Source organism: Nonomuraea sp. NPDC052634, from assembly GCF_040678535.1.
Lineage (GTDB): Bacteria > Actinomycetota > Actinomycetes > Streptosporangiales > Streptosporangiaceae > Nonomuraea > Nonomuraea fastidiosa.
Genome location: NZ_JBFATY010000005.1, coordinates 335,032 through 357,583 on the forward strand (window position 1 = coordinate 335,032; position 22,552 = coordinate 357,583).

The window sequence follows — 22,552 nt, forward strand, 5'->3', positions numbered from 1 at the left end:
TCGCCCCATTATGGTGCGATTTCCACCGTCGGGTCCGCGAACCTCTCGTTGGGGACCGTGGCGTACCAGCCGGGACGCCCGGGGTCGCGGTCGTAGGGGTAGCCGCCCAGCTCGCGGTAGAGCTCGGCGTACCGCTCCACCTTGTCGCGGTCGAGCCGCACCCCCAGACCCGGGCCGTCCGGCACGGCGATGGCGCCCTCCGAGTACGCCATCCTCCCACCCTCGATCACGTCGTCCCTGAGCTGGTGGTAGTGGGCGTCGGCCGCGTACGTGAGGTTCGGCAGCACCGCGCCCAGGTGCAGCATCGTCGCGAGCTGGATGCCCAGCTCACCCGAGGAGTGCACGGCCACCCCGATCTGGAACGTCTCGCACACCCCCGCCGCCTTCACGCACGGCCTGATGCCGCCCCAGAACGTCGTGTCCAGCAGCACCACGTCGGCGCTCCTGCGCAGCACGTTGGAGGCGAGCTGCTCGAAGTTCACCACGACCGTGTTCGTCGCCAGCGGCACGCTCACCCGCTCGCGCACGGCCCGCAGCCCTTCGAGCCCCCAGACCGGGTCCTCCAGGTAGTCGTTGTTCAGGCCCTCGATGGCCTTGCCGAAGCGCAGGCCCTCGGCCACCGACAGCACCGCGTTGGGGTCGTACCTGAGCCGGTCGCCGGGGAAGGTCTCGGCCAGCGCGCGGTAGCACTCCAGCTCGTAGTCCGGCGGGAACACGCCGCCCTTGAGCTTGTGCACGGTGAACCCGTGCCGCTCCTTCAGCCGCCTCGTGTGCTCCACGAGCTGGTCAGGGGTGCGGATCTCGGCGTGGGCGTCGGAGGCGTACCGGAAGAACAGGTACGACGCGAACGGCACCCGGTCTCTGATACGCCCGCCGAGCAGGTCGCAGACCGGCACCCCGAGCCGCTGCCCGACCAGGTCGAGGCAGGCGAACTCGATCGCGGCGAGGAGCTGCGTGCGGTTGTTGTAGAGCGAGGCCGTCGGGTTTGCGACCTTGAAGCGCAGCGCTTCGAGCTGGAACGGGTCGTGCCCCTTCAGGTACGGCACCAGCGCGCGGAACGCCGACTCCGCGCTCTCCCCGCCGCCGCCCATCTCGCCCAGCCCGACCAGCCCGTTGTCGGCCTCGACCTCGACGATCGTCCGGACGAAGCGCCCCCAGTGCGCGCCGTTGCTGTGCCGCAGCGGCGCCTCCAGAGGCACGGCCACCGTCGTGGCCCGGATGTCGACGATCTTCACTGACGCGTCCCCCTGACCACGGCCACCCCGCAGGCGGGCAGCCGCACCTCGACCGGCTCCTGTCCCGGCATCGTCACCTTCGTCTCGACCGGCTCGGCGGCCAGCGACTGCAGCCGCACGCCGTCCCAGCCCACCGACGTGACCAGCACGTCGGGATGGTCAACTGTCACGTACGTCTCCGACGCCTGCGGGCCGCCGGTGATCAGCGCGCCCACGAAGGGCTCGCACAGGCCCGCGGCCGCCGCCGCGCCGAGCCGCCGCCCGTTCGCGCCGCTCTCGGACGTGACCGCGTACCGGAACGTCGTCTCGCCCTGCTGCTGCGCGGGGAAGTTGGTGTCCCAGATGTTGTTGAGCGCCCACGAGTAGACCGTGCCGTCCTCCTGCTCCAGCGTCGGCGGGAACGGCGCGTACGGCATGTGGATGGTGCCGAGCTGCACCAGCGGCGCCTCCAGCGTGGCCCAGGCGATGGTCAGCCCGGGGTCTTCGAAGGCGATCCAGTGCCTGATCGGCAGCATGTACTCGGCCGAGCCCGGCACCCGCGGCACGTCGGGGCCGCCGACGCCGCCGGTCAGCTCCCAGGCCGTGGCCTTGCCCGCGGCGAACGGGAACGCGAGGAACACCGCCTCCTTGGCCGCGGTGCCCTGCTTGGCGAGCTGATAGGTCAGATCCAGCCTGGGCACGCCGTTGTGCAGCTCGATCGTGGTGCGGATCCAGTCCACGCCCTTGCCGCGCAGCTCCACGACCAGCCGCTCGCCCACCGCCGTGCGCTTCGCCTCGGTGATCCGCGCGTGCTCGCCGATCGACCGGTTGCCGAGCAGCGTGCGGTCGTGCGCGCCGACGTGGCCCGACAGGTGGTTGAAGTGCGGTGCGGTGGCGTACTGGTCGTAGACGTACTGGCCGAAGCCGGCCGCCGCGTCGCCGTTGACCAGCTCGCGGCCGGCCCGCTTGTCGAAGATCGAGCCGATGTAGCCCTCGCGCACGTCGTACGCCACGCGGTAGAACTCGTTCTCGATCACGCCGCTCTCGTCCAGCTCGACCGGCTCGGGGGCCTGCGTCTCGCCGGGGACGACGTCGAGCCGTACGTAGCCGTAGCCCGGCACGTCCTTCACCACCGCGTGCACGTGCCGCCCGATCGGCCGGGTCGGCCAGTCCGCCGGGTCCACCGGCTCCTCGTGGTGCGGCAGCCGCTCACCCGTCCTGGCGTCCACGATCGCGATCGGCACCTCCGTGCCCACCACGTCCCTCGGCAGGAACGCGCGCACGACGTCGGTCCGCGCCCACGTGGCCGGGTTGAAGACGGCGAACGAGGCCAGCGCGCCGCGTGTGTCATCCTCCGCGCCCGCGTCCGAGAGCGCCGCGCCGAACCGCCTGGTCGCCGCGTGCAGCAGGTCGGAGGCGTCGTCCTGGGCGTCGTACGCGCCGGACGACTTGCGCGTCCACTGCAGGCCGCCCGAGTCGCCGCCCTCCTCGGCGTCCTCCCACGGGTTCGCCGCGCCCCAGGTGTGCTCGTTGAACAGCGCGACCTTGTCGTACGCCGCGTCGATGCGCTCCGTCGCGTCCACCCCGGCCAGCGTGTGCAGCGTCTCGGCCACCCGCAGCGCCGACTGCGCCCTGCGCACGTAGCCCAGCGGGCGCGCCCCCGAGCCGAGCCCGTCGGCCCACCAGTCGGTCCAGTCGCCCTCGTGCACCGCCAGCCGGTCGTGGTAGCGCTCCTCGACGAACTCGAAGAAGTCGCTGTTGACCGCGCTGCGCAGCCGCGGGTAGGCCCACTGCTCGTTCCACCGCCGCGCGATCGTGGCCGGCACGATCGACGGGCCCGCGTTGTCGGCGTGCGCGCCCTGCACCCGCAGGTGCAGCACGTCCAGCTCGTACGGCTCCTTCGGCGCGTCGGGCCCCTGCCAGCCGAACGTGCCGGGCCCGTACGGGTAGCCGCGCGTCGCCAGCGCCGACAGGTAGCGCGGCAGCAGGTCGTCGGCCAGCTCGTAGGAGTCGGTCAGCCCGACCGTGTTGCCCTCCATGTACGCCATGCCGTGCGGCGTGTCGGTGAACCACACGAGGATCTCGTTGCCGCTCGGCGCCCGCCAGCGGAACGGCCTGGTCAGCTTGTCACCGCCGTGCAGGTACGGCACCGACCGCCCGGCCCAGTTGTGCGCGGCGGCGAGGTAGCGCACCCCGGCCTGGCTGAGCGCGTCCACCAGGCCCACGACCGCGCCCGGCACGTCGGTGTGCATGGCCGACTTCGTGGCGAAGCCGTAGCGGCGCTCCAGCTGGGCGGTGAAGCGGAGCTGCCGGTGCAGCTCCTCGGTCGAGCACGCCTCGGTGTGCAGCTGGAACGGCAGCGCCGTCACCTCGATCTGCCCCGACTTGGCCAGCTCGGCGAAGGCGTCCACCATCTCCTTCGGCCTGGCCTCCAGCCAGCGCAGCGCCGGCATCGACGACTCGACCGTCCAGCGGAAGCGCGCGTCGTCCGGCCAGGACGCGCTCTCCTGCGCCAGCCGTACGGCCGCGTCCAGGTAGTCGAGGTGGTGGCGCAGCACCGTGCCCTGCGGGTCGGTGTAGCCGATGTCGAGGTGCGAGTGATGCACCACGAACACGTTCCACTTGCGCTGCGGCGTCACCGTGATCCGTGCGCTGCCCACGACGCCCGCGTCGTCGCGGCACTCCAGCGTGAACTCGCGCGGCGCGTCCACCTCCGGCACCAGCAGCGTCACATCGCGGCCCGTCGCGCTGTCCACGCCCACCAGCACGTGGGTCAGCGGCTCGGTGCTGGAGACCCGGACCACCTGGCGTCCGTCGTGGGTGAACAGCGGCAGCACCGCGACCCGGACCTCCAGCCCGCGCACGCTGATCACGGGCGTCGAGGTGTCGTCTCGCAGCGCCTGCCTGATCCCGTCGTAGTCGGGACTCCCCAGGCTGCGCTGGAGCAACCGGCTGGTCATTGCACACTCCCTAGAGACAGGCCCCTGGCGAAGAGGCGCTGGGTTGCCAGGAACAACACCACGGTCGGCAGCGAGACCACGAGCCCGGCGGCCAGGCCGACCGGGACCGGGGTGCCGGCGTACACGTCGGTCATGAGACCCGCGATGGCGGTCATGACCGGCCTGACCTCTTCTGTCTGGGTCAGGGTCAGGCCGAAGATGAGGTCGTTCCAGATGAAGGTGAATTCGAGGATGAACACCGCCGTCAGCGCCGTGAACGAGATCGGCAGGTAGATGCGCCAGAAGATGCGCCACGTCGAGGCGCCGTCCATGCGGGCCGCCTCGAAGATGGAGAACGCCACCCCGCTGTAGAAGTTGCGCAGCACGAACGCGGCCAGCGGCACGTTGATCGCGGTGTAGATGAGGAGCATGCCGAGGCGGCTGTCGTACAGGCCGGCGTCGCTGTAGCCGACGAAGAGCGGCACCAGCAGCATCTGCGAGGGGAACACGGTGCCGCCGAAGATCAGCAGGAACCACCAGAACCCGTGCCGCAGCCGCAGCACCACGATCGTGTAGCCCGCCAGCGCGCCGATCAGCACGCCGAGCAGCGGCGAGAGCACGCTGTAGAGCGCGGTGCTGGCCAGGCTCGGCGTCAGGTTCGCGCTCTCCAGCGCCGTCGCGACGTTGTCGAACAGGGCGAAGTCGCCCGAGGGCAGCCACGCGCCGGCCGGGTCGTACGCATCGGACGGCCGCGCGGCGTTGACGAGCAGCAGGTACGTCGGCCCGAGCCAGATCAGCCCGAGCGCGACGAGCACGGCACGGCGGATCACGTGGCCGTCACCTGCCTGCGCAGATACAGGTAGGAGGCCAGCCCCGTCACGACGGTCAGCATCACCGCCACCGCCGAGCCGTAGCCGTAGTCGCTGGCCACGAACGTCTCCTTGTACATGGTCACCGCGAGCGTCTCGGAGTTGCGTCCAGGACCGCCCTGCGTCAGCACCCAGACGATGTCGAACGTCTTCAGGCTCGCCACCAGCGCGAGACCCACCACGACCGCCGTCAGCGGCCGCATGAGCGGCCAGATCACGTGCCGGAACAGCCGCCAGCCGGACGCGCCGTCCAGCCGCGCCGCCTCGATCGGCTCCTTCGGGATCGACTGCAGGCCCACGACGAACAGCAGCGTGTTCACGCCGAGCTGCTGCCAGGTCCAGACCGCGAGCATCGCGAGCGTGTTCACCGGCGCGTCCTGCAAAAACGCCGTGTCCACGCCGAGCAGCACGTTCGCGATGCCGCCGTGGGACAGGATCGGGCTCCACACCATGGCCAGGCCGGCGCCGCTGAGCGCGTACGGCAGCATGAACGGCGCCCGGAACCACGCGCCGCCCTTGATGTCGTACGACAGCACCGCGACCAGCAGCCCGAGCCCGACCGGCAGCACCATCGTGCCGATCACCCAGATCAGCGTGTTGCGGGTCGAGGTCAGCAGCGCGGTGTCCGCGAAGAGCTTGCCGAAGTTGGCCAGGCCGGTCCAGGCGGGCGGCTCAAGGCCGTCGTAGCGGGTCAGGCTCAGGTACGCGGTCCACAGGAACGGCGCGTACAGCAGCACCGCGACCAGGAGGGCGGCGGGCGCCACGTACCCATGCCTGAACCGGCCGAGCAGCGGGGCTTTCACCTGAGTTGGGGCCGCACTCACTGGTGCGTGCTCCAGTACTCGTCGGCGGCCTTCTGGATGGTCTGCAGGACCTCCATGTACGAGCCCGGCTCGGTGACGAACTTGCCGAACCCGTCGAGCGCGGCGTTCAGAATGGGCGGCGGCGTCGCCTCGAAGTAGCGGTTGACCAGGCGGTACTTGCCGCTGCCCGCGTCCTTGGTGACCGTGCCGAGCGCCTTGTCGTCGATCGTCACCTTCGGGTTGGCGCTGACGTCACCGCGGCTCTTGGCCCACTTCTCCTGCGCCTCGGCGGTGGTCCACCACTTGAGGTACTTCATGCTGGCCTCGGGGTCGGCCGCCTTGGCGAGCGAGCACAGCGGGCCGCTCTCGAAGATCATCGACGTCTTCGGCAGCGACGGGTTGACGTTCGGGATGACGAAGAAGTCGTAGTCCGTGCCGGCCTTCATGTCGCGGCTGGTCATGCTGGTGTTGAACCAGGTGCCGAACGTGACCATCGCGGCCTTGCCGTTCTTCAGGACGTCGCCCGGGTCCGTCTTATCCCCCGGATTAATGAAATATCCGGCGTCGATGAGCTGCTTCCACCGCTCCATCACCTGCACCACGCCCGGGTCGGTGTACTTCGCCTTGCCGGTGGAGAGCCGGTCGTACAGGTCGGGGTCGGTGCCGGCCAGGAGCTGCTCGAACCAGACGAACGAGAACAGCACGCTGGTGTGGTAGAACGCCTTGACCCCGTTCTTCTTCAAGGTCTCGGCGATCTGGACCAGCTCGTCCCACGTCTGCGGCGGCTTCAGGTCGTACTTGTCGAAGATCTTCTTGTTGTAGAACATCCCCCAGTAGGCGACGTTCATCGGCACGCAGTACTGCTTGCCGCCGACCGTGTAGTACGGCAGCAGGTCCTCCGACAGGTCACCCGCCTTGATCGCCTCCTGCCAGATGGCCGAGGTGTCGGCCACCTGCTTCTGCTTGACGATCTCCTCCAGCATCCCCCCGGTCTGCCAGGTGAACAGGTCGGGCTTGACGTTCGTGCGGAACGACGCCTTGATGAACGCCTGGTACTGCGCCGAGTCCGTGTAGCCCGTCGGCTTCATGCCCAGGCCGATCTTCTGCTTGGACAGCGCGCCCATCTCGTCGAAGTACTTCGACCACGCGCCCTTGTCGTTGTAGAGGGTCAGCTCCGTCTTCTTCTGCTGCTCGCCGGCGCCGTTGCCACCGCAGGCGGCCAGGACGAGCGCCGCCACGCCGAGCGTGGCCACACGTGACCGGAACATGGGCCGGCCTCCTTGGTTCTCATCGGGGGGATTGCAACCTGTGCTCGATAACGGTCTTCACATCGACCAGGTGGGCCCGCATCCGCTCCTCGGCCTGCGCCGCGTCGCGAGCTTCGATGGCCCCCAGGATCGCCAGGTGCTCCTCGTAGTCGCGGCGCCGGTCGTCGAAGAGATGCAGGATCTCGCGCTGCTCCGGGCCGTGCACGGTCAGCAGCGAGTCGACCACCTCATGCAGGACGCTGTTGCCCGCCATCCGGGCGGTCGCCCGGTGGAAGGTCATGTTCGCCTCGTGCAACTCGGCGTCCTCGCCCCGCAGATGCCTGCCCGCCTCGTCGAGCACCTGCCTGAGCGCCGCGATCTCCTCCTCGCCGGCGTGCTCGGCGGCCATCGCCGCCAGCGGCGGCTCGATGACGATCCGCGCGCCGAGCAGGTCCAGGAGCTGAGGGGCGTGCATCTCACGCATGTTCGGATTGGGCAGCACCAGCCGCTCTATGGCGGCTCCGACGTAGATGCCGGAACCGTGCCGCATCTCGATGGCCCCGGTGGCCTCGAGCCTGCGCAGCGCCTCGCGCAACGTCGGAGTCGTGACGGCGAAGCGCTGGGAGAGCTCCCTGGTCGAGGGCAGCCTGTCGCCGGGCCGGTGCCCGCCCGTACGGATGAGCTCCAGCATGCGCTCGGTGAGAGCGTCGGAAAGCGAGGGCCGCGTTACCTCGGACATATCAAGTGATCTAATCACTTTTCAGGTGTGGCGTCTATGAGGGATATCGATTCGTCACAGATCGCCATGTGAGGCCCGTACCGCTCCGAGCAGGTTCTCCCCGGACCACCCCGCACACGACGACCCGCCGAACCCCCGGTCCGCAGGCGAGCCGGGGACGCGCGAGAGCCCGGAAGAGCAACCGCGGCGCCCAGCGAACAGCGGGGCGGCCTAACTCTTGAGCAGCTTGAGCATCAGATCGATCTGCCCCTTACGGGAGCTCTGCACCTGGGCCGCCCACTTCTGCACCTCGGGGTGGGCCCCGCCCGCCACCTCGGCCGAGGCCATCTGCACGGCGTCGTCCTGGTGGGCGATGAGCAGGTTGAGCAGGTCGTACTCGAAGTTCTTCGACACCTTCAGCGCCTGGATGCGCTTGGCGTCGGTCTCCGGCATGCCGCCGTGGTGGTCGTGGGCGCTGCTCGGCGGCGTGACCGGCTGGTCCCAGTCGCGCAGCCAGCGTTTCAGCATCTCGACCTCGTCCCGCTGTGTGGCCACGATGGCCGAGGTCAGCGTCTTGATCTCGGGGTCGGTCGCCTGCGCCGCGCCGATCTGGGCGATCTCGATGCCCTGCCGATGGTGCTGCACCATCATCTGGACGAACATCACGTCGTCGGCGTTCACCGGCGGCTCGTCCTTCCGCTGGCCGCAGGCCGTGATGAGCAGGAGCCCGAGGACCGCTAAGACCGTACGCAACCGCCTCAACTCCCGCTTATCAGCCAGGAAACCTTCCTATTGGAGGATTGCCCACCTGCGCAAGGTCTGTCACCCACCCCGTACGAAGCCGAGCGCCTGCCCGATGTGGTGCCGGACGATCGCCATCATCGCCTCCCGATCCGGGAAGTCCCCATCGAGCAGCCGCAACGGCCCGGCCACCAGCGCCAGGCTCTGGGCCAGCCGGTAGAAGCGCATTCTGGCCTCGTCCAGCCCTTCGATCCGCAGCCGCGGGTAGTGCTCCCCGAACCTGAGCCGCAGGAAGACGTGCTCCCACTCGACGTCGAAGAACTTCGCCCCGTCGATGTCGATGAGCACCGGCTCGCCGCCGTCGTCCATCAGCACGTGGTCGGGCCCCAGCTCGCCGTGGATCAGCGCGTGTTCCGTACGCGGCTCGACGCCGGCCGCCATCTCCCGCAGCAGCTCCTCGAACGCGTCCCGCTCCCGCCTGATGGCCTCGACCCGTCCCGCCGCCTCCGCCAGATCCTTGACCGCCCACCCCAGCACGACATCCGGGCACACCCCCGCCTCGACCTGCCCGACCCTGCCGAGCCCCGCCGACCGCCGCCCCGCCATCGTTTCGAGGTAAGCCGCCAGCGGGCTCAGACCTCTGAGGTCGTTCCTTCGAAGCCGCTCCTCAAGCGTGCCACCGCGCACATCCTCAACGACCGCCACCTCACCCGGGTAGTGCCGCCCGCTCCCGTCGGCGAACAGCAGCCGCGGCACCCGCACGCCCAGCGCACTGAACTCCTGATGAGCCGCGAGAAAGGTCTGCAGCCCCGAAGGCCCCCCTTCATCACCCCAGAAGTTCTCTTCAACCGCCCAGGAGTAAAGAACAGCACCGGGCCCCCGACCGAACGTCAGCCGATAGACCCCTTTCCTGGTCCCACCCCGCAACCGCTCCACCCCGTCGAGCCGGGTTCCGGGGCCGAACACCTCACGTACCAGCCCGGCCAGCCGGTCCCGCCCCGCAAACCGCCGCCCACCGGCAACCCCCGCGCTACTCACAGAACCCCCGCCACCACCGACCGGACCAGCCCCGCTCGAAGCCTCCGCCTCACTCACACCGGCCGCCTTTGCCCGCATGACCCGCTCCAGCCACCCGCCCGCCAGCCTCGGCCGACGTGACGGGACGCATCCCGATTCGCGCCGCCACCGGCACATCGTCCCGCCCCACGATCCCCACCGCCACCGGCTTTCCTGGGCAGCCGTCGCCGGCCGGATCACCGGACTACTGGCGACCGAATCACCGGAATAAGCGCAGCAGGCGCCTCAAGCAGAGAACAAAGGCCCAGAAGATCCCTGACACGGACGCATGCCCCCTTCCCCATGACACCGACCCATTTGGTACGAGAACGATCCAGCATCCCCGATCGTTCACCCCTGCCGCACCCCCTTTCCCGCCATCATGCTCGCCTCACCCGCCCCCGCCAACCGCGTATCCACAAGCCCGGCTCCAACCGGCGAAGCCATGCGAAAGACTCAGCCTGCACCGGAACCCCGGAAAGCTCCCGCTCTAACGTCACCACAATCCCGTCCCGCTCACGCACACCAGGATCAGCGGCGTAGCGAACGGCAAAGACTGCCGAGCGATCTGGGCGAACACCCGCCGACTCACCTCAACCTGCGGCCCCACACCCCAAACCTTCGCGACCACCCATGCTCGGCGAACAATCGACCTCTCATCCGGAGCGCGTGTCGCCGCCATGGTGTCTACCTCAGCAGAAACGCCGCGGTCGAGGTGACGGCTCAGCTAGCACCCCCGGCATTGTCCTCCAACTGCGCCCCCAGCCAGGCCCGAACTGCTGCTTCTTCTTCGTACGTGAAGGCCAATCCCACCTGATCGGCCCGGCTGAGCATGCTCTTCACAAACGCCATGCCGATCTCCACTTCAGTTGGCGAAGGTTGGCGATACAGAGGGCAACCACCATTTGCCGTGCCATGCAGGACGACTTCGATGACCTTGCGGCTTACAGCAAGTCCTTGAGTCTGAAGCTGGTCGCGCGACCAGCTAATACAATGAGCGAGATTGAACTGATGGGAATGGGCGTAGGCGGAAAGCGTTTGATATATGGCCGGCCACCACCCAGATGGCAGCCGAGGCAGGCTGAATAGTTCGGTCAAGCGCTCGACAGGCTCCGGCAGAGCGACAACCTGCCCTACGGCATCAGGGGGCGTGTGACGGATCTTGTCCCACAAATAGTGCTGCGACATACATAGGTTGGGCAGATTGAGACTTTCCACCGCTCGAGCGAACCCGCCATGACCAAACCAGTCGGTGTGAGCGATCACGTCACCCAGCTCGCTGCGCAGCTGCCCCGCTAGAGTAGCCATGTTTATCGGCGCGGGCGCCTCGTTATACTCCCTGAGGACCTTCGAGCGGAACGACATGTACGCCTCATCGTGGTCGACCGACACGCCATCGGAATGCGTGACCCCACCGTCGCAGTCCTCACCCTCGGTGTCCGCGGTCATGTCCGCATCGTCATCGAAGTCAACATGTTCACCCGAAACCAGCGCCAGCAGCTGCCGACTGCCCAGGACTTGATCGGCGATTGAGGTGAACGCCTCGGCGGCATCTGCCGGTGACACGATCACTGTGCGCCGGTCTGCGCGACGCAGTCGTTGCAGTAGAGGCGCCATATCGGAGTCACCGGAGGCGATGACGAACTCCTCATATAAAGTGTCGGCCGACAGTGCATCAACGGCATCGATGACAATCCTGATATCGGCGCCGTTCTTCGTAGCGCTGTAACGCGGACAGTCGATCACCTCGAAGCCGGCGCGAACGAACGACGGCCTGAACCGAGAGAAGTACAGCCGCTCCGCCTTCCCATCCGGGTCGCGATGGTTCACCCATCCGGATGGATTCAGGTAACAACGCAGAATCAGCCAGCGTCGTGAAGCATCCGTAGTGGATGTCGTAGACAGACGGCGAAGCCAAGCGCCCGGATCGCTCGCGAACTGGATAGCCACCTCTGGATCCAAGTTGAACATGCCGGTGAAGACATTGTCAAAGTCGAGATAGAGCGCAGTCCGGACATACTCCACACCAGTAACCTACCACCGTCAACCCATCCGCAAGAGAGGAATTACGGTTCGGCATTGCCAATCGCGTACAAGAACGACAGCAAGCGGAACTACGACCCAAGGAACACGAACGAAGCGCGAAGGAGCCTCGAACTTGTCAGCCGTTGCCGGCCGAGATCAAACCGACATTAGACGACATCAAGCACACTGGCATCGGCGCATGCGTCTAGCTGTACTTGGCCAAAGTCTTGGTGACACGCGGTCGCAGGTAGTTGATCACGCAGAAGACCTCCGGGCGTAGTGGAGTTTGCCGCTTCACCACCACCCGGAGGTCTTGATGGGTCACGCTAACGCGCGGCTGACGTTTCATGGCAGATGCCTGCTGATTCGCCGTGTCGTGTTCGACGGCCGGCCGGTAGCGCATGTCGCCGCCGAACTCGGTATCTCCCGGCAATGCGGACACCGATGGGTGCGCCGGTTCCGGACCGAGGGCTGGGACGGGCTGCACGAGCGGCGCAGCGGCCCCCGCTTTTGCCCCCGCCGCACCCCCGCCGCCACCGAACAGCGGGTGCTCACCGCCCGTGCCCAGCTGCGCTCCGGCCCCGACCACATCGCCCGGGTCACCGGCGTACCGGCCAGAACCGTCACCCGCATCCTGCGCCGCCACGGCGTGCCGCTCCGGCCGCCTGCGCCCCCTCACCGGCACCCCCATCCGCGCCCACCGCAAAAGCGCCAACCGCTACGAGCACGCCGCGCCCGGCGACATGATTCACCTGGACGTCAAGAAACTCGGCCGCATCCCCGACGGCGGCGGCTGGCGCGCGCATGGCCGTAGCGAGCAGGTCCGCGGCCGCGGCATCGGCTACGACTACCTGCACACCGCCGTCGACGACCACAGTCGCCTGGCCTACGCCGAAGTCCTCACCGACGAAAAGGGCACCACCTGCGCCGCCTTTCTGACCCGCGCCGCCGCCTTCTTCGCCGCCCACGGCATCGACCGCATCCGCCAGATCCTGACCGACAACGCCAAGAACTACCGCAGCAGCCGCGCCTTCCAGCAAGCCTGCGCCGAACTGGGCGCCCGCCAGAAGTTCACACGCCCGCACTGCCCCTGGACCAACGGCAAAGCCGAACGCTTCAACCGCACGCTGGCCACCGAATGGGCCTACCGCCGGCCCTACACCAGCAACCAGCACCGCACACACCTCGGCGGCCAGCCACCCATCAGCCGACTGACACCAAGTTCATGACCAAGTACATCTAGCACGGGACCTTCGGCACCGGGGCGGACGATGACGCCCTATTACCCCCGGTCATGCTCGCCCTCAATGCCGCGAAGATCGGCGTGGCCAAGGCCGGCAGTAGACGCACCGCCCTGCACGAGAGCGCAAGCTGACGCTGCTTACGACGATCTAGACGTCAAGTCGGCGTGCCTGGCCCGTGGAACACCTTGTCCTTAGCACCTGGTCGCCACTCGGCCTGTCCCACGCGTCAACCTTCGGCCATGCCGTACGCAGGATGCACAGAGACCGTCCGCCTGGATACCAAAGGCTTGATGACAGCAAGTGAGCCGTTCATCAAGCCAGACGCGAACCCGCCCTCCCGAATGAGCCACCAGAGCCGATCAGTTCGGCTCGCGTGAGGTCATGCAGGAACATGCAGCGACCTGCGGTGAGCGAGGGCGTTAGCAAAGGGCCTCCCGCGACGATCGCGAGAGGCCCTTTCAACTGGGAGCCGCCTTGGGGATTCGAACCCCAGACCCCTTCATTACGAGTGAAGTGCTCTGGCCGACTGAGCTAAGGCGGCATCTGCCGTGCAGCGTGAAAGAGTCTACAGGAGCCTGAGGGGTTCTCGCTCCCATCGATCTCCGATCCCCGCAAAGCACCCGGGTTCGCGCCACCCACGGCCCGGGTCGGGTCACTCCGCCGAGCCTCGGGGCACGCTGTCCGTGCCCCGAGGCCGCTCGCGCCCATGGGCCGCCTGCGGTCTAGTTCGCGCCTCCCGGCTCCCCGCCGCCCCCGTACGCCGAGTCGTACGCCTTCCGGGGCCCGCACACGCTCGCACGGGAGCACGAGCACCGCCTCCCGCCGTCGTTGAGGCGGACCACGACCGAGTCGGAGGGCACGTTGTGCCCCACCACCGTGCCGGGCCCCTCGGGCGTCTCCACACTCGTGCCCGTGCGTGGGGCTGTGGCGCGGAACTCCTGGTAGAGGGGGTGTTCGTACTTGAGGCAGCACATGAGGCGCCCGCACGCGCCGGCGATCCGCAGCGGGTTGACCGGGAGGTCCTGGTCTTTGGCCATGCGTACGGAGACCGGCTCGAAGTCCTTGAGGAAGGTCGCGCAGCACAGGTCGCGGCCGCAGGGGCCGATGCCGCCCTGGAGACGGGCCTCGTCACGGGGGCCGATCTGGCGCAGCTCGACCCGGGCCCGGAGGTTGCGGGCCAGGTCGCGAACGAGGGCGCGGAAGTCGACCCGGTGCGGCGCCGAGAAGTAGACCGTGTAGACGTTGTCCTTGTCGAGGTAGTCGACGCCGACGACCTTCATCGGCAGCGAGTGCCGTTTGATCAGCCGCTTGGACACGCTGCGGGCCTCGGCTCGGCGCCGCTTGTTCGACTCGTCACGTGACAGGTGCTCTTCGCCGGCCGGTCCGGCGCACACCGGCAGGCCCTCGATGTCCTCGCTCGTGTACTGCGGCGCCCAGACGCACTCCGCCACCTCGGGCCCCGCGTTGGTCGGTACGAGGACTTTGTCGCCCACCTTGTACGTGCGATCGCCGGGATCGAGGTAGTAGAGCCTCCCGTAGCGGGTGAAGCTCACGGCCATGATCATTCCCATGGGCTCGAGCTCGCCTCCTGACGGCCTCGGGGTCGGTCACTTACGGCCTTCCCCGCCACACTACGTGCGCATGCCTGGAAGGCCACCCCCACCGAGCTCCTTATTCCGCCGCCTTGCCCAAGGCCGCCGTCCCGCCGGCCCACCGTCTCGGCCGCCTCAGGAGCACACCCTCCCCGCAGGGAGCTCCAGGCCGAAGTCGACGTACAGCGCCCGCCGCTCCGCCACACACCGCTGGTACACCACCTCCGCCACCCCGGGCTGCCGCTCCAGCTTCTCGATCACCTCGGCCCCCTTCCTCTCATCCTTCAGCGCGATCCTGAACGACTCCGGCATGTCCTCCACCGCCGTGTGGCGCATGAGGGCCGCATCGTCGGCGAACGTCTTCTTGAACTTCGCGTACGCCGCCTCCTTGCTCTCATAGACGTACTCCGCCACCTGCGGCATCCGGCGGATCAGCCGCTCGATCGCCTGCCTCTGCGCGGCCGTCACGGCCTTGGCGGGTCCCGAGCCGCATGCGGACTCGCGCGAACCCCGCTGGCACAGGAAGGCGGTGATCTGCCACCTGGTCTCTTCAGCGGTCGGCTGCCGGGTGACCTCCGGCGAAGCGCGGTTCACGATCCCGGCGAGCCCCGCCAGCGAGATGACGGCGTCCTCCACCTGCTTCCGGTCCCCGCCCTTCTTGATCTTCAGCCGGTACGCCGCCGGCAGGTCCTCGGCCTTGACCGCGCCGAGCATCGCGGTGTCGCCCGCGAAGCTCTTCTTGAACCGCTCATAGGCCGCCGCCTGGTCCTCGAAGGACAGCTCGTTGACCTGAGGAAGCCTCCGCAACGCGGTCTCGATGGCCTCGACCTGCGCCGGGGTGGCCTCCTGCCCGCGGCAGGGCGGCCTCTTCGCCGACTTCGTGCACAGGAAGACGACCATCTCGGCCGCCTCGCTCTGCGCGGGCTCCACCGCCGCCACGTGCTCGTCGCCGCCGGTGCCCAGCGCCACGGCGGTCGCCGCGCCCGCGATCGCCACCGCGGCCGCCGCCACGCCCACCAGCCGCAGATCCACCCGCACCCGCCGCCGCTCGGGAGTGCGCAGGGGCCGAAGGGTGTGGGGGTCGAGCGCCGCCCCGGCCTCTTCCAGGGCCTCGCGCAACCGTTGTTCGATAGGGCTGTTCATGAGTCCTCCCCGAGAGCCCGGCCGAGAGCCGCCAACCCTCGCGCGACCGTGGACCGCACGGTGCTCGCACTGATCTTCATCGTCTCGGCGATCTCCTGGTCTGTGAGATCGAAGTAGTAGCGCAGCGTGAGCGCCTCGCGCTGCCTGCCGGGCAGCCCGCGCAGCGCGAGCAGGACCGCCCGGCGCTCCTCCCCCAGCAGCGCGGCGCTCTCCGCCGACCAGACGGGCGGATCGTACGGCGGCGTCTTCCTGAACACCGTGGCCCGCCGCCGCAGGACCGATCGGCACCCGTTGAGCACCGCGGACCGCACGTAGGCGAGCAGCTTGCCGTCGTCGCGCAGCCGGCCGCGGCGGGCGCACGTGCGCTCGAACGCCTCCTGCACGACGTCTTCGGCGCTCGCCTGGTCGCCGACCATGATGAGGGCCAGCCGGACGAGGCCGACGTGGTGCTCGGCGAAGATCGAGGCGACGTCGGCCCGGCGCCGCGACAGGTCTTCCTGCCGGGTGAGCAGTTCGGTTTCCACGCAACAGAGACGCCTGACCGGCTCATCTGCTGCTCCGGTCACGCGAGTATTTTCAGCGCAGGGCGAGCATCATCGCCTCGACGGCCATCTGCGGGTTGACGCTGGCCGCCAGCCGTTCACGGCACTGCATGATCGCGTCGATGCGCCGCAGCGTCTCCTCCGGCGTGGACGACTTGGCGAGCTGGTCGAGGTCGAAGCGCAGGTCGTCGTTGGCCAGCTCGACCTCCGTCGCCCCGAGCTGCATGGCCAGCACGTCCCGGTAGAACGACACGAGCTCCAGCAGGGCGGCGTCGAGCGAGTCGCGCTTGATGCGGGTGGCGCGCGACTTCTGCCGGTCCTCCAGCTCCTTCAGCGCCCCGGCCCCGCCGCGGACCAGCCCGCGGTTGAGCCCCTTGCCTGATGATCCCTCGCCGTACAGCTTGCGCAGCTCGGCCGTCTCGCTCTCGTTGAGCGCGGCCGTGGCGGCGGCGGCCTCCTCCTCGGCGGTCTTCACGAGGCGTTCGGCCGCGGCGATGCACTCGCCGACGCCGGTGAGCGTGCGCGGGATGCCGAGTACGGCCTCACGCCGCTTCCTGACGCCCTCGTCGAGCGCCAGCGCACGGGCGCGGCTGATGTGGCCCTGTGCGGCCCTGGCGGCGAATCTGGCGGTCTCCCATGGCACGTTGTCGCGGGTGGCCAGTACGTGGGCGACGGCCTCGGTGGTGGGCGTGACGAGGTTCACCAGGCGGCAGCGGGACCTGATGGTGATCATCAGGTCGTCGGGTGCGGGCGCGCAGAGCAGCCACACCGTACGCGGCGGCGGCTCCTCGATGGCCTTGAGCAGCGCGTTCGCGGCCGACTCCGTGGCCCGGTCGGCGTCCTCGAACAGGATGACCCGCCACCGCCCCTGCGTGGGCGCGCCGGCCGCGCGCAGGATCAGCTCGCGGGTCTGCTTGACGCTGTACGACAGCCCTTCGGGACGTACGGACTCCAGGTCGGGATGCGAGCCGATGAGCACCTGGTGGCACTGCTCGCAGTGGCCGCAGCCGCCGTCGGGGCAGAGCAGGGCGGCGGCGAAGGCGCGCGCGGCGTCCTCGCGTCCGGCGCCCGGCGGGCCGGTGAACAGCCAGGCGTGCGTCATGCCCGCGCCGCGCCCGCCCGCGACGACCTCTCCGGCCGCGGCCGCGGCCCGCGACAGCACGGCGATCGCCTGGTCCTGCCCCACGAGGTCATCGAAAACCGTCACGGCCCAAGGCTAGTCGCCGCCGCCGCCCGCCACGTGCGTACGCTCGACCCGATCTTGACCTCCGGCCGGCGGTTGCCGACCATCGGAACAGTGCGCTTCCCTCGCGTCAAACCCGAGCACGCCCCGAGCCGCTCATCCGACGGCACCATCCGCCTCGGCGGCGTCATGTACGGCATCGCCTCGGAGATCGAGGACCCCGACGGCTGGGCCTGGGCCGCGCTGACGCTCATGGACGGCACGCGCCCCACCGACGAGATCACCGCCGAGCTCGCCAAGCGCTTCACCGAGCTGACCCCCGAGGAGGCCGGCGACATCGTCGCCACGCTGCTGTCCTCCGGCCATGTGGAGGAGGCCGACCCGGGCCCCTGCGCGGAGCTGAGCGAACGGGAGAAGGAACGCTACAGCCGGAGCAGGGACTTCTATCGCTGGATCGACCTCACCCCGCGCGACCACGGCTGGGAGCCGCAGCTGCGGATCAAGGCCGCGCGGGTGCTGGTCATCGGCCTCGGCGGTACGGGCGGCCATGTGGCCTGGTCGCTGGCCGCCTCCGGCGTGGGCCGGCTGCACCTGGTCGATCCGGACGTCGTGGAGCTGTCCAACCTCAACCGGCAGTTGCTCTACACCGAGGCGGACATCGGGCGTCCCAAGGTCGAGGTGGCGCTGGACAGGCTGCGCCGGCTCAACTCCGACATCGAGATCACCGGGGAGAGCGCCACGGTGGCCGGCCCCGATGATCTGGATCGGCTGGTCGACGGGTTCGACGTCCTCGCGCTGTGCGCGGATCACCCGCGCGAGCCGGGCGGCATCCAGACCTGGGCGAACCGGGTCTGCGCGCGCAAGGGCATCCCCTGGGTCAGCGGCGGATACAACGGCCCCCTCGTCAGCGTGGGGGTCTTCGGTCCCGGCGGCCCCTGTTACGAATGCGTCCGCGCCGGCATCCCGCCGCAGCCCGGCGCGGACTACGCCTGGCCGGGTGTGATGGCCGCGTCGGCCGGGCTTTCCGGGCAACTGGTCGCCCATGACGTGCTGGCGCTCATCACCGGGATCTTGCCCGCACCACCCGGCTATTTCCACGGTGTGGCGCTATTGGATCCGAACGGGCATGTGTACGCACACAATCCGTCATTACCCGGCTGCGAATTCTGTTCTTGATCGATAGCGAAAAAGAGGGGAATCTAAAACTGCCCTTCTTCACTGCGATTCGACAAGGAGTGTCATGAGCAACACATCCGCGCAGGAACCGCAGCACGAGCAGAAGCCGCGCAAGAAGAAGATCGTCGTCCGCCGGCTGGAGAAGATCGAGCCGACCACGTGGACGCCGAGTCACGGCAACTCCAACTGATCCACCTGCGGGCAGGGCGACCTGCCCGCACTTTCGGAGGCTTTGATGAGTGATGTGCTGAGCCGCGTACGAACCGCACCCGCGACCACCATGGACGCGGCCGAGTACGGGACCGACTTCGGCAAGGAGTTCGAGGCCGCCGCCGGAATCGTGTGGAAGCTCGAACGCGCCCAGCATTTCGACGAGGGGGATCTCCCCAGCTATAAGGCGATGCTGGAGGGCGACTGGGAACGCTCGATGAAACTGGCGGACCAGATGCGCCCCGGTTTCCGCGCCGACAATCCCGACCGAATGGACTTCCGGCGTATCAGAGTGGTGGAGGAGCCGCTCAGCCGATACCTCCGCTGGGAGCTGGAGGTGCTGGCGATACGCGCCGAGGAAGGCGAGAACAACCGGGTGGTGACGGTCTCCGCGGTGCGCCCGTACGAGGCCGCCGGCCCGGTCCCCGAGCTCGTGCTGTTCAACCCGACCGTGCTGTACGAAGTGCTGTACGACGAGAAGGGACGGCACACCGGCGCCCGCAAGATCACCGACCCTGAGGTCATCGAGCCCTGCATTCCGGTCCTTGCGTCCCTGTTCGACGAGGGCGAGGACCTGCGTGCCTATTGCGCCAGGACGAGGCGCGCTTGATCGTCGCCTTCCACCCTCTCGGCGTCCGCCAGGACGGCGCGGAGTGGATCGTCGGGCGCGTCGACTCCGGCGACTTCGTCGTCGTGCCCGAGGAGGGCATGCGGGCGATCCGGCTGCTGCAGGACGGGCTGAGCGTCGATCAGGTACGGGCCCGCCTGCTGACGGAAGCGGGCGCCGATCTCGACGTGGCGGACTTCGTGGCCGATCTGTCGGAGGCGGGCCTGGTCGCGGAGATCGACGGACGCCCGGTCGCGAGCCCGCCGCCGCTCCGGCCGACCTTTCCCCGGCTCGAGCCCCGGCACCTGCGCTGGGCCCTGCACCCCGCACTCCACCTGGCCCTGCTCGCACCGATCTGCGCGGGCATCGCCTGCCTCATCGCCCGGCCCGCCGTCTTCCCCGACCTGCAGACGGCGCTCTGGACCGGCCACGGCGCCTTAGTGCTGCTGTCGTGGACGGTCCTCGCGTGGCTGACGACCGGGCTGCACGAGCTGGCGCACCTGGTCACCGCGCGCGCGGCGGGCGTGCCCGCGCGGATGAGCCTCGGAACGCGCCTGCAGTTCCTGGTCGCCCAGACCGACGTCTCCGGCGTGTGGGCGGCCCCCACCCGGGTCCGCGTCACCGTCTACCTCTCCGGCATCGCCCTCGACCTCGCCATCTGCGGCGCGGCTCTGACCTGGACGTACGTCGCCGGACCACATCCGCTCGCCGCGTGGATCATCCTCATCCAGCTCGCCCGCGTGGCCTACCAGCTCCTGGTGTTCACGCGTACCGACCTGTACTTCCTGCTGCAGGACCTCACCGGCTGCCGGAACCTGTACGGCGACGGCCGCGCGTACATGCTCGCCCTGACGCGCGGCAGGCGCGGCACGCTGAACGGGCTGCCGCCCCGCGAACGGGCCGCCGTGCGCTGCTACGCGCTGCTCCAGGCCGCCGGAACCCTCGCCTGCCTGGCGCTGGCCGCGCTGGTGATGCTGCCCTTGCTGGGCACGCTGATCGCGCAGGCGGCGCAACACCTGCTGCACGCGGACGATCCCCTGGCCATGGCCGAGGCGCTCGTCGTGCTGGTCCTCGTCGTAGCGCCCGAACTGCTGTGGCTGCGCACCTGGTGGCGAGGCCACGGGCGGCGGGTCAGAGCGTGGCTCACCAGTCGCGGATGGCGGGCATGGTGCCCGTGGCGTCCTCGGACTCGCGAGGAACCGGGTCGGGCAGGATCTCCCTGATGCGGTCCTGGATCTGCCGGGTGATCGTCTCCTGCGGCAGCGTGCCGTCGACCACGAGGTAGCGGTCGGGGGACGCCGCCGCCAGCGCGCGGAACTCCTTGCGTACGCGCTCGTGGAACTCCAGCGGCTCGGACTCGATGCGATCGGCGGCACCGCCCAGCCGGGCCAGGCCCACCTCGGGCGGGGTGTCGATGAGGACGGTCAGGTGGGGCACCAGCCCGCCGGTCGCCCAGGCGTTGAGCTTGGAGACGTCTTCGGGGTCGAGGGTGCGCCCCGCCCCCTGGTACGCCAGCGAGGAGTCGACGTAGCGGTCGGTCACCACGAGCGAGCCCCGGTAGAGCGCCGGCCTGATCACCTTCTCGACGTGCTCGGCCCGGTCGGCGGCGTACAGCAGCGCCTCGGCCCGCGCCGACAGGCCGCGCTCGGCGGCGTCGAGCAGGATGGCCCGCAGCCGCATGCCGATCTTGGTAGCGCCGGGCTCGCGCGTCTGCACGACGTCGTAGCCCTGGTCGCGCAGCCAGATGGCGATCACCCGCGCCTGGGTGGTCTTGCCCGAGCCCTCGCCGCCCTCGAACGCGATGAACAGCCCCGGCACCTGCTCGGCCGCCTGGGCCGGGTAGCGCTGGCCGCGCACCGCCGCGATCAGGTCGGCGGCGAGCGGGACGCCCTTCCTGTCGTCCATGTGACGCAGCGCCAGCACCCCGACCACCATCGCCAGCGCACCGGCGATCACCAGCACGAGGTTGGTGCCGTCGAAGCGGTAGCTGAACTGCCCCATGCCGATGACGTGGACTCCGAACAGCGCCGCCAGCGGGTTGGCCACGGCCACCACGAACAGCAGCGTCACCCGGGCCGTGGACTGCAGGAACGCGAACGTGCGCCCGCGCAGCGCGTCTTCGACCTCGAGCCCGATCAGCGTGTAGCCGATGATCCAGGCGATGCCCGCGCACGCCCCGAGCAGCACGGTCAGCATGACCACGATGACGAGGTTGTGCACCAGCGCGATCGCGACCAGCACCAGGCCCGCGACCGTGATGGCCAGCCCGAACAGCCGCCGCCGCGACAGCTCGCGCAGCAGCCTGAGCCCGAAGAACATGCCCAGCGCCATGCCGGTGAAGACGGCGCCGAACACCACGCCGTAAGCGGCGTCGCCGCCGCCCAGCGCCTCGACGTAGATCTTGGCCACGCCGACCACGGCGCCGCCCGCCGCGAACGCGCCCAGCATGCCGATGATCAGCCCGCGCACCACGCGGTTACCGCCCACGAACCGCCAGCCCTCGACGATCTGCTTGAGCACCGACGGCGTGGAGATCGCCCCGTCACGCTTGGGGATGTCGCGCAGCGTGAAGATGAGGACGGCCGAGACGAGGTAGGCGCAGGCGTTGGCGATGAGCGCCATGCTGGTCGCGCCGTGGCCCGGCAGGAACGGCAGCAGGCCGCCGATGAGGTCGCCCGCCACCGACAGCGCCGCGAAGAGCATGGCGGCGACCGGTGCGGTGCCGTACGTGACCAGCAGGTTGAGCCGGTTGGCCGACTCGAGCTGCGCCTTGGGCACGAGGTTGGGCACCGTGGCGTCCTTGGCCGGCACCCAGAACAGGTTGATGCACTCGACCAGGACGGTCGCGACGATGACCCACTGGTAGGCGTTGACGAACGGGATCGACAGCACGACCGCGAACCTGAGCAGGTCGGCCGCGAACATCGTCAGCCGCCGGTCGAACCGGTCGGCGAAGACCCCGGCGAGCGGCCCGAGCAGCACCGCGGGCAGCATCTTGGCGACGAAGACGCCGCCGACGGCCAGCGACTGCACGCGGTAGTCACCCTGGGTGAGGTTGCCCGCGAGGGCGGTCAGTGCCAGCAGGTTGAGCCAGTCGCCCAGGCTGCACACCGACATGGCCGTCCAGAGCCGTCGGAACGGCGCATTGGCCAGCACGTGGGCCGGGCGGCTCCGGCCAGGGGCAATCATGATTTCAGCGTATCCAGGTGTCGACCGGAAGGGTGTGGTCAAAAGACGGCCCGG

Annotated in this window: 18 protein-coding genes, 1 tRNA gene and 1 pseudogene; 5 read left to right on the top strand and 15 right to left on the bottom strand. The window is 69.2% G+C overall.

Annotated elements, in window-relative coordinates:
- Positions 1 to 8: 8 nt before the first annotated feature.
- The 9 genes from AB0K67_RS23975 to AB0K67_RS24015 all read right to left on the bottom strand — a co-directional run bounded on the left by AB0K67_RS23975 (position 9) and on the right by AB0K67_RS24015 (position 11,612).
- Entirely contained in the window at positions 9 to 1,235 is a 1,227-nt protein-coding gene (locus AB0K67_RS23975; RefSeq protein WP_364064086.1) for an enolase C-terminal domain-like protein, read from the bottom strand.
- Complete coding sequence (locus AB0K67_RS23980) at positions 1,232 to 4,174, bottom strand: glycoside hydrolase family 38 C-terminal domain-containing protein (protein ID WP_364064088.1); 2,943 nt, start codon at positions 4,172 to 4,174, stop codon at positions 1,232 to 1,234. Before AB0K67_RS23980 ends, AB0K67_RS23975 begins: the two co-directional genes overlap by 4 nt.
- On the bottom strand, positions 4,171 to 4,983 hold the full coding sequence (locus AB0K67_RS23985; protein WP_364064091.1) for a carbohydrate ABC transporter permease: 813 nt from the start codon (positions 4,981 to 4,983) through the stop codon (positions 4,171 to 4,173). The genes AB0K67_RS23980 and AB0K67_RS23985 overlap by 4 nt, the downstream gene beginning before the upstream one ends.
- On the bottom strand, positions 4,980 to 5,786 hold the full coding sequence (locus AB0K67_RS23990; RefSeq protein ID WP_364064094.1) for a sugar ABC transporter permease: 807 nt from the start codon (positions 5,784 to 5,786) through the stop codon (positions 4,980 to 4,982). Before AB0K67_RS23990 ends, AB0K67_RS23985 begins: the two co-directional genes overlap by 4 nt.
- 56 nt (positions 5,787 to 5,842) lie before the next feature.
- A complete protein-coding gene (locus AB0K67_RS23995) occupies positions 5,843 to 7,093 on the bottom strand; it encodes an ABC transporter substrate-binding protein (protein ID WP_364064097.1) in 1,251 nt (416 codons plus the stop codon).
- Between the two features lie 19 nt (positions 7,094 to 7,112).
- On the bottom strand, positions 7,113 to 7,811 hold the full coding sequence (locus tag AB0K67_RS24000; protein ID WP_364064100.1) for a FadR/GntR family transcriptional regulator: 699 nt from the start codon (positions 7,809 to 7,811) through the stop codon (positions 7,113 to 7,115).
- Positions 7,812 to 8,021: 210 nt separating this feature from the next.
- The gene (locus AB0K67_RS24005) at positions 8,022 to 8,543 is read right to left on the bottom strand and encodes a DUF305 domain-containing protein (protein WP_364064103.1); all 522 of its coding nucleotides are present in this window, start codon (positions 8,541 to 8,543) and stop codon (positions 8,022 to 8,024) included.
- Between the two features lie 69 nt (positions 8,544 to 8,612).
- On the bottom strand, positions 8,613 to 9,725 hold the full coding sequence (locus AB0K67_RS24010; RefSeq protein ID WP_364064106.1) for a phosphotransferase: 1,113 nt from the start codon (positions 9,723 to 9,725) through the stop codon (positions 8,613 to 8,615).
- A gap of 585 nt (positions 9,726 to 10,310) precedes the next feature.
- Complete coding sequence (locus AB0K67_RS24015) at positions 10,311 to 11,612, bottom strand: NYN domain-containing protein (RefSeq protein ID WP_364064109.1); 1,302 nt, start codon at positions 11,610 to 11,612, stop codon at positions 10,311 to 10,313.
- A 316-nt stretch (positions 11,613 to 11,928) separates the two neighbouring features.
- Between AB0K67_RS24015 and AB0K67_RS24020 the strand changes: the two are divergent.
- Positions 11,929 to 12,841: pseudogene (locus AB0K67_RS24020) on the top strand (IS481 family transposase).
- A 482-nt stretch (positions 12,842 to 13,323) separates the two neighbouring features.
- Here AB0K67_RS24020 and AB0K67_RS24025 read toward each other — a convergent pair.
- The 5 genes from AB0K67_RS24025 to AB0K67_RS24045 all read right to left on the bottom strand — a co-directional run bounded on the left by AB0K67_RS24025 (position 13,324) and on the right by AB0K67_RS24045 (position 17,340).
- Positions 13,324 to 13,397 (bottom strand) — tRNA-Thr (locus AB0K67_RS24025).
- A gap of 181 nt (positions 13,398 to 13,578) precedes the next feature.
- A complete protein-coding gene (ricT, locus tag AB0K67_RS24030) occupies positions 13,579 to 14,421 on the bottom strand; it encodes a regulatory iron-sulfur-containing complex subunit RicT (RefSeq protein ID WP_364064750.1) in 843 nt (280 codons plus the stop codon).
- A gap of 162 nt (positions 14,422 to 14,583) precedes the next feature.
- Entirely contained in the window at positions 14,584 to 15,591 is a 1,008-nt protein-coding gene (locus tag AB0K67_RS24035; RefSeq protein ID WP_364064111.1) for a permease-like cell division protein FtsX, read from the bottom strand.
- Positions 15,588 to 16,115, bottom strand: coding sequence for a SigE family RNA polymerase sigma factor (locus AB0K67_RS24040; protein WP_364064113.1), 528 nt, complete (start codon positions 16,113 to 16,115; stop codon positions 15,588 to 15,590). Before AB0K67_RS24040 ends, AB0K67_RS24035 begins: the two co-directional genes overlap by 4 nt.
- Before the next feature lie 52 nt (positions 16,116 to 16,167).
- A complete protein-coding gene (locus AB0K67_RS24045) occupies positions 16,168 to 17,340 on the bottom strand; it encodes a DNA polymerase III subunit delta' (RefSeq protein ID WP_364064115.1) in 1,173 nt (390 codons plus the stop codon).
- A gap of 90 nt (positions 17,341 to 17,430) precedes the next feature.
- On the opposite strand from AB0K67_RS24045, the gene AB0K67_RS24050 reads away from it, so the two are divergent.
- The 4 genes from AB0K67_RS24050 (at position 17,431) to AB0K67_RS24065 (ending at position 20,532) form a co-directional block, all read left to right on the top strand.
- The gene (locus AB0K67_RS24050) at positions 17,431 to 18,492 is read left to right on the top strand and encodes a ThiF family adenylyltransferase (protein ID WP_364064118.1); all 1,062 of its coding nucleotides are present in this window, start codon (positions 17,431 to 17,433) and stop codon (positions 18,490 to 18,492) included.
- Between the two features lie 64 nt (positions 18,493 to 18,556).
- On the top strand, positions 18,557 to 18,682 hold the full coding sequence (locus tag AB0K67_RS24055) for a hypothetical protein (protein WP_364064120.1): 126 nt from the start codon (positions 18,557 to 18,559) through the stop codon (positions 18,680 to 18,682).
- Between the two features lie 45 nt (positions 18,683 to 18,727).
- The gene (locus tag AB0K67_RS24060; protein WP_364064122.1) at positions 18,728 to 19,312 is read left to right on the top strand and encodes a DUF6879 family protein; all 585 of its coding nucleotides are present in this window, start codon (positions 18,728 to 18,730) and stop codon (positions 19,310 to 19,312) included.
- Positions 19,309 to 20,532: a hypothetical protein gene (locus tag AB0K67_RS24065; RefSeq protein ID WP_364064125.1), complete on the top strand. Its 1,224-nt coding sequence runs from the start codon at positions 19,309 to 19,311 to the stop codon at positions 20,530 to 20,532. Before AB0K67_RS24060 ends, AB0K67_RS24065 begins: the two co-directional genes overlap by 4 nt.
- On the opposite strand, the gene tmk is transcribed toward AB0K67_RS24065, so the two are convergent.
- On the bottom strand, positions 20,453 to 22,498 hold the full coding sequence (gene tmk / locus AB0K67_RS24070; RefSeq protein WP_364064127.1) for a dTMP kinase: 2,046 nt from the start codon (positions 22,496 to 22,498) through the stop codon (positions 20,453 to 20,455). The two genes, AB0K67_RS24065 and tmk, sit on opposite strands and share 80 nt — an antisense overlap.
- Between the last annotated feature and the right edge of the window lie 54 nt (positions 22,499 to 22,552).

Coding starts and splice junctions, on each gene's coding strand:
- AB0K67_RS23980 (WP_364064088.1), bottom strand. CDS start 4,174: ATGACCAGCCGGTTGCTCCAGCGCAGCCTGGGGAGTCCCGACTACGAC.
- AB0K67_RS23995 (WP_364064097.1), bottom strand. CDS start 7,093: ATGTTCCGGTCACGTGTGGCCACGCTCGGCGTGGCGGCGCTCGTCCTG.
- AB0K67_RS24000 (WP_364064100.1), bottom strand. CDS start 7,811: ATGTCCGAGGTAACGCGGCCCTCGCTTTCCGACGCTCTCACCGAGCGC.
- AB0K67_RS24010 (WP_364064106.1), bottom strand. CDS start 9,725: ATGTGCCGGTGGCGGCGCGAATCGGGATGCGTCCCGTCACGTCGGCCG.
- ricT (WP_364064750.1), bottom strand. CDS start 14,421: ATGATCATGGCCGTGAGCTTCACCCGCTACGGGAGGCTCTACTACCTC.
- AB0K67_RS24035 (WP_364064111.1), bottom strand. CDS start 15,591: ATGAACAGCCCTATCGAACAACGGTTGCGCGAGGCCCTGGAAGAGGCC.
- AB0K67_RS24055 (WP_364064120.1), top strand. CDS start 18,557: ATGAGCAACACATCCGCGCAGGAACCGCAGCACGAGCAGAAGCCGCGC.
- AB0K67_RS24060 (WP_364064122.1), top strand. CDS start 18,728: ATGAGTGATGTGCTGAGCCGCGTACGAACCGCACCCGCGACCACCATG.
- tmk (WP_364064127.1), bottom strand. CDS start 22,498: ATGATTGCCCCTGGCCGGAGCCGCCCGGCCCACGTGCTGGCCAATGCG.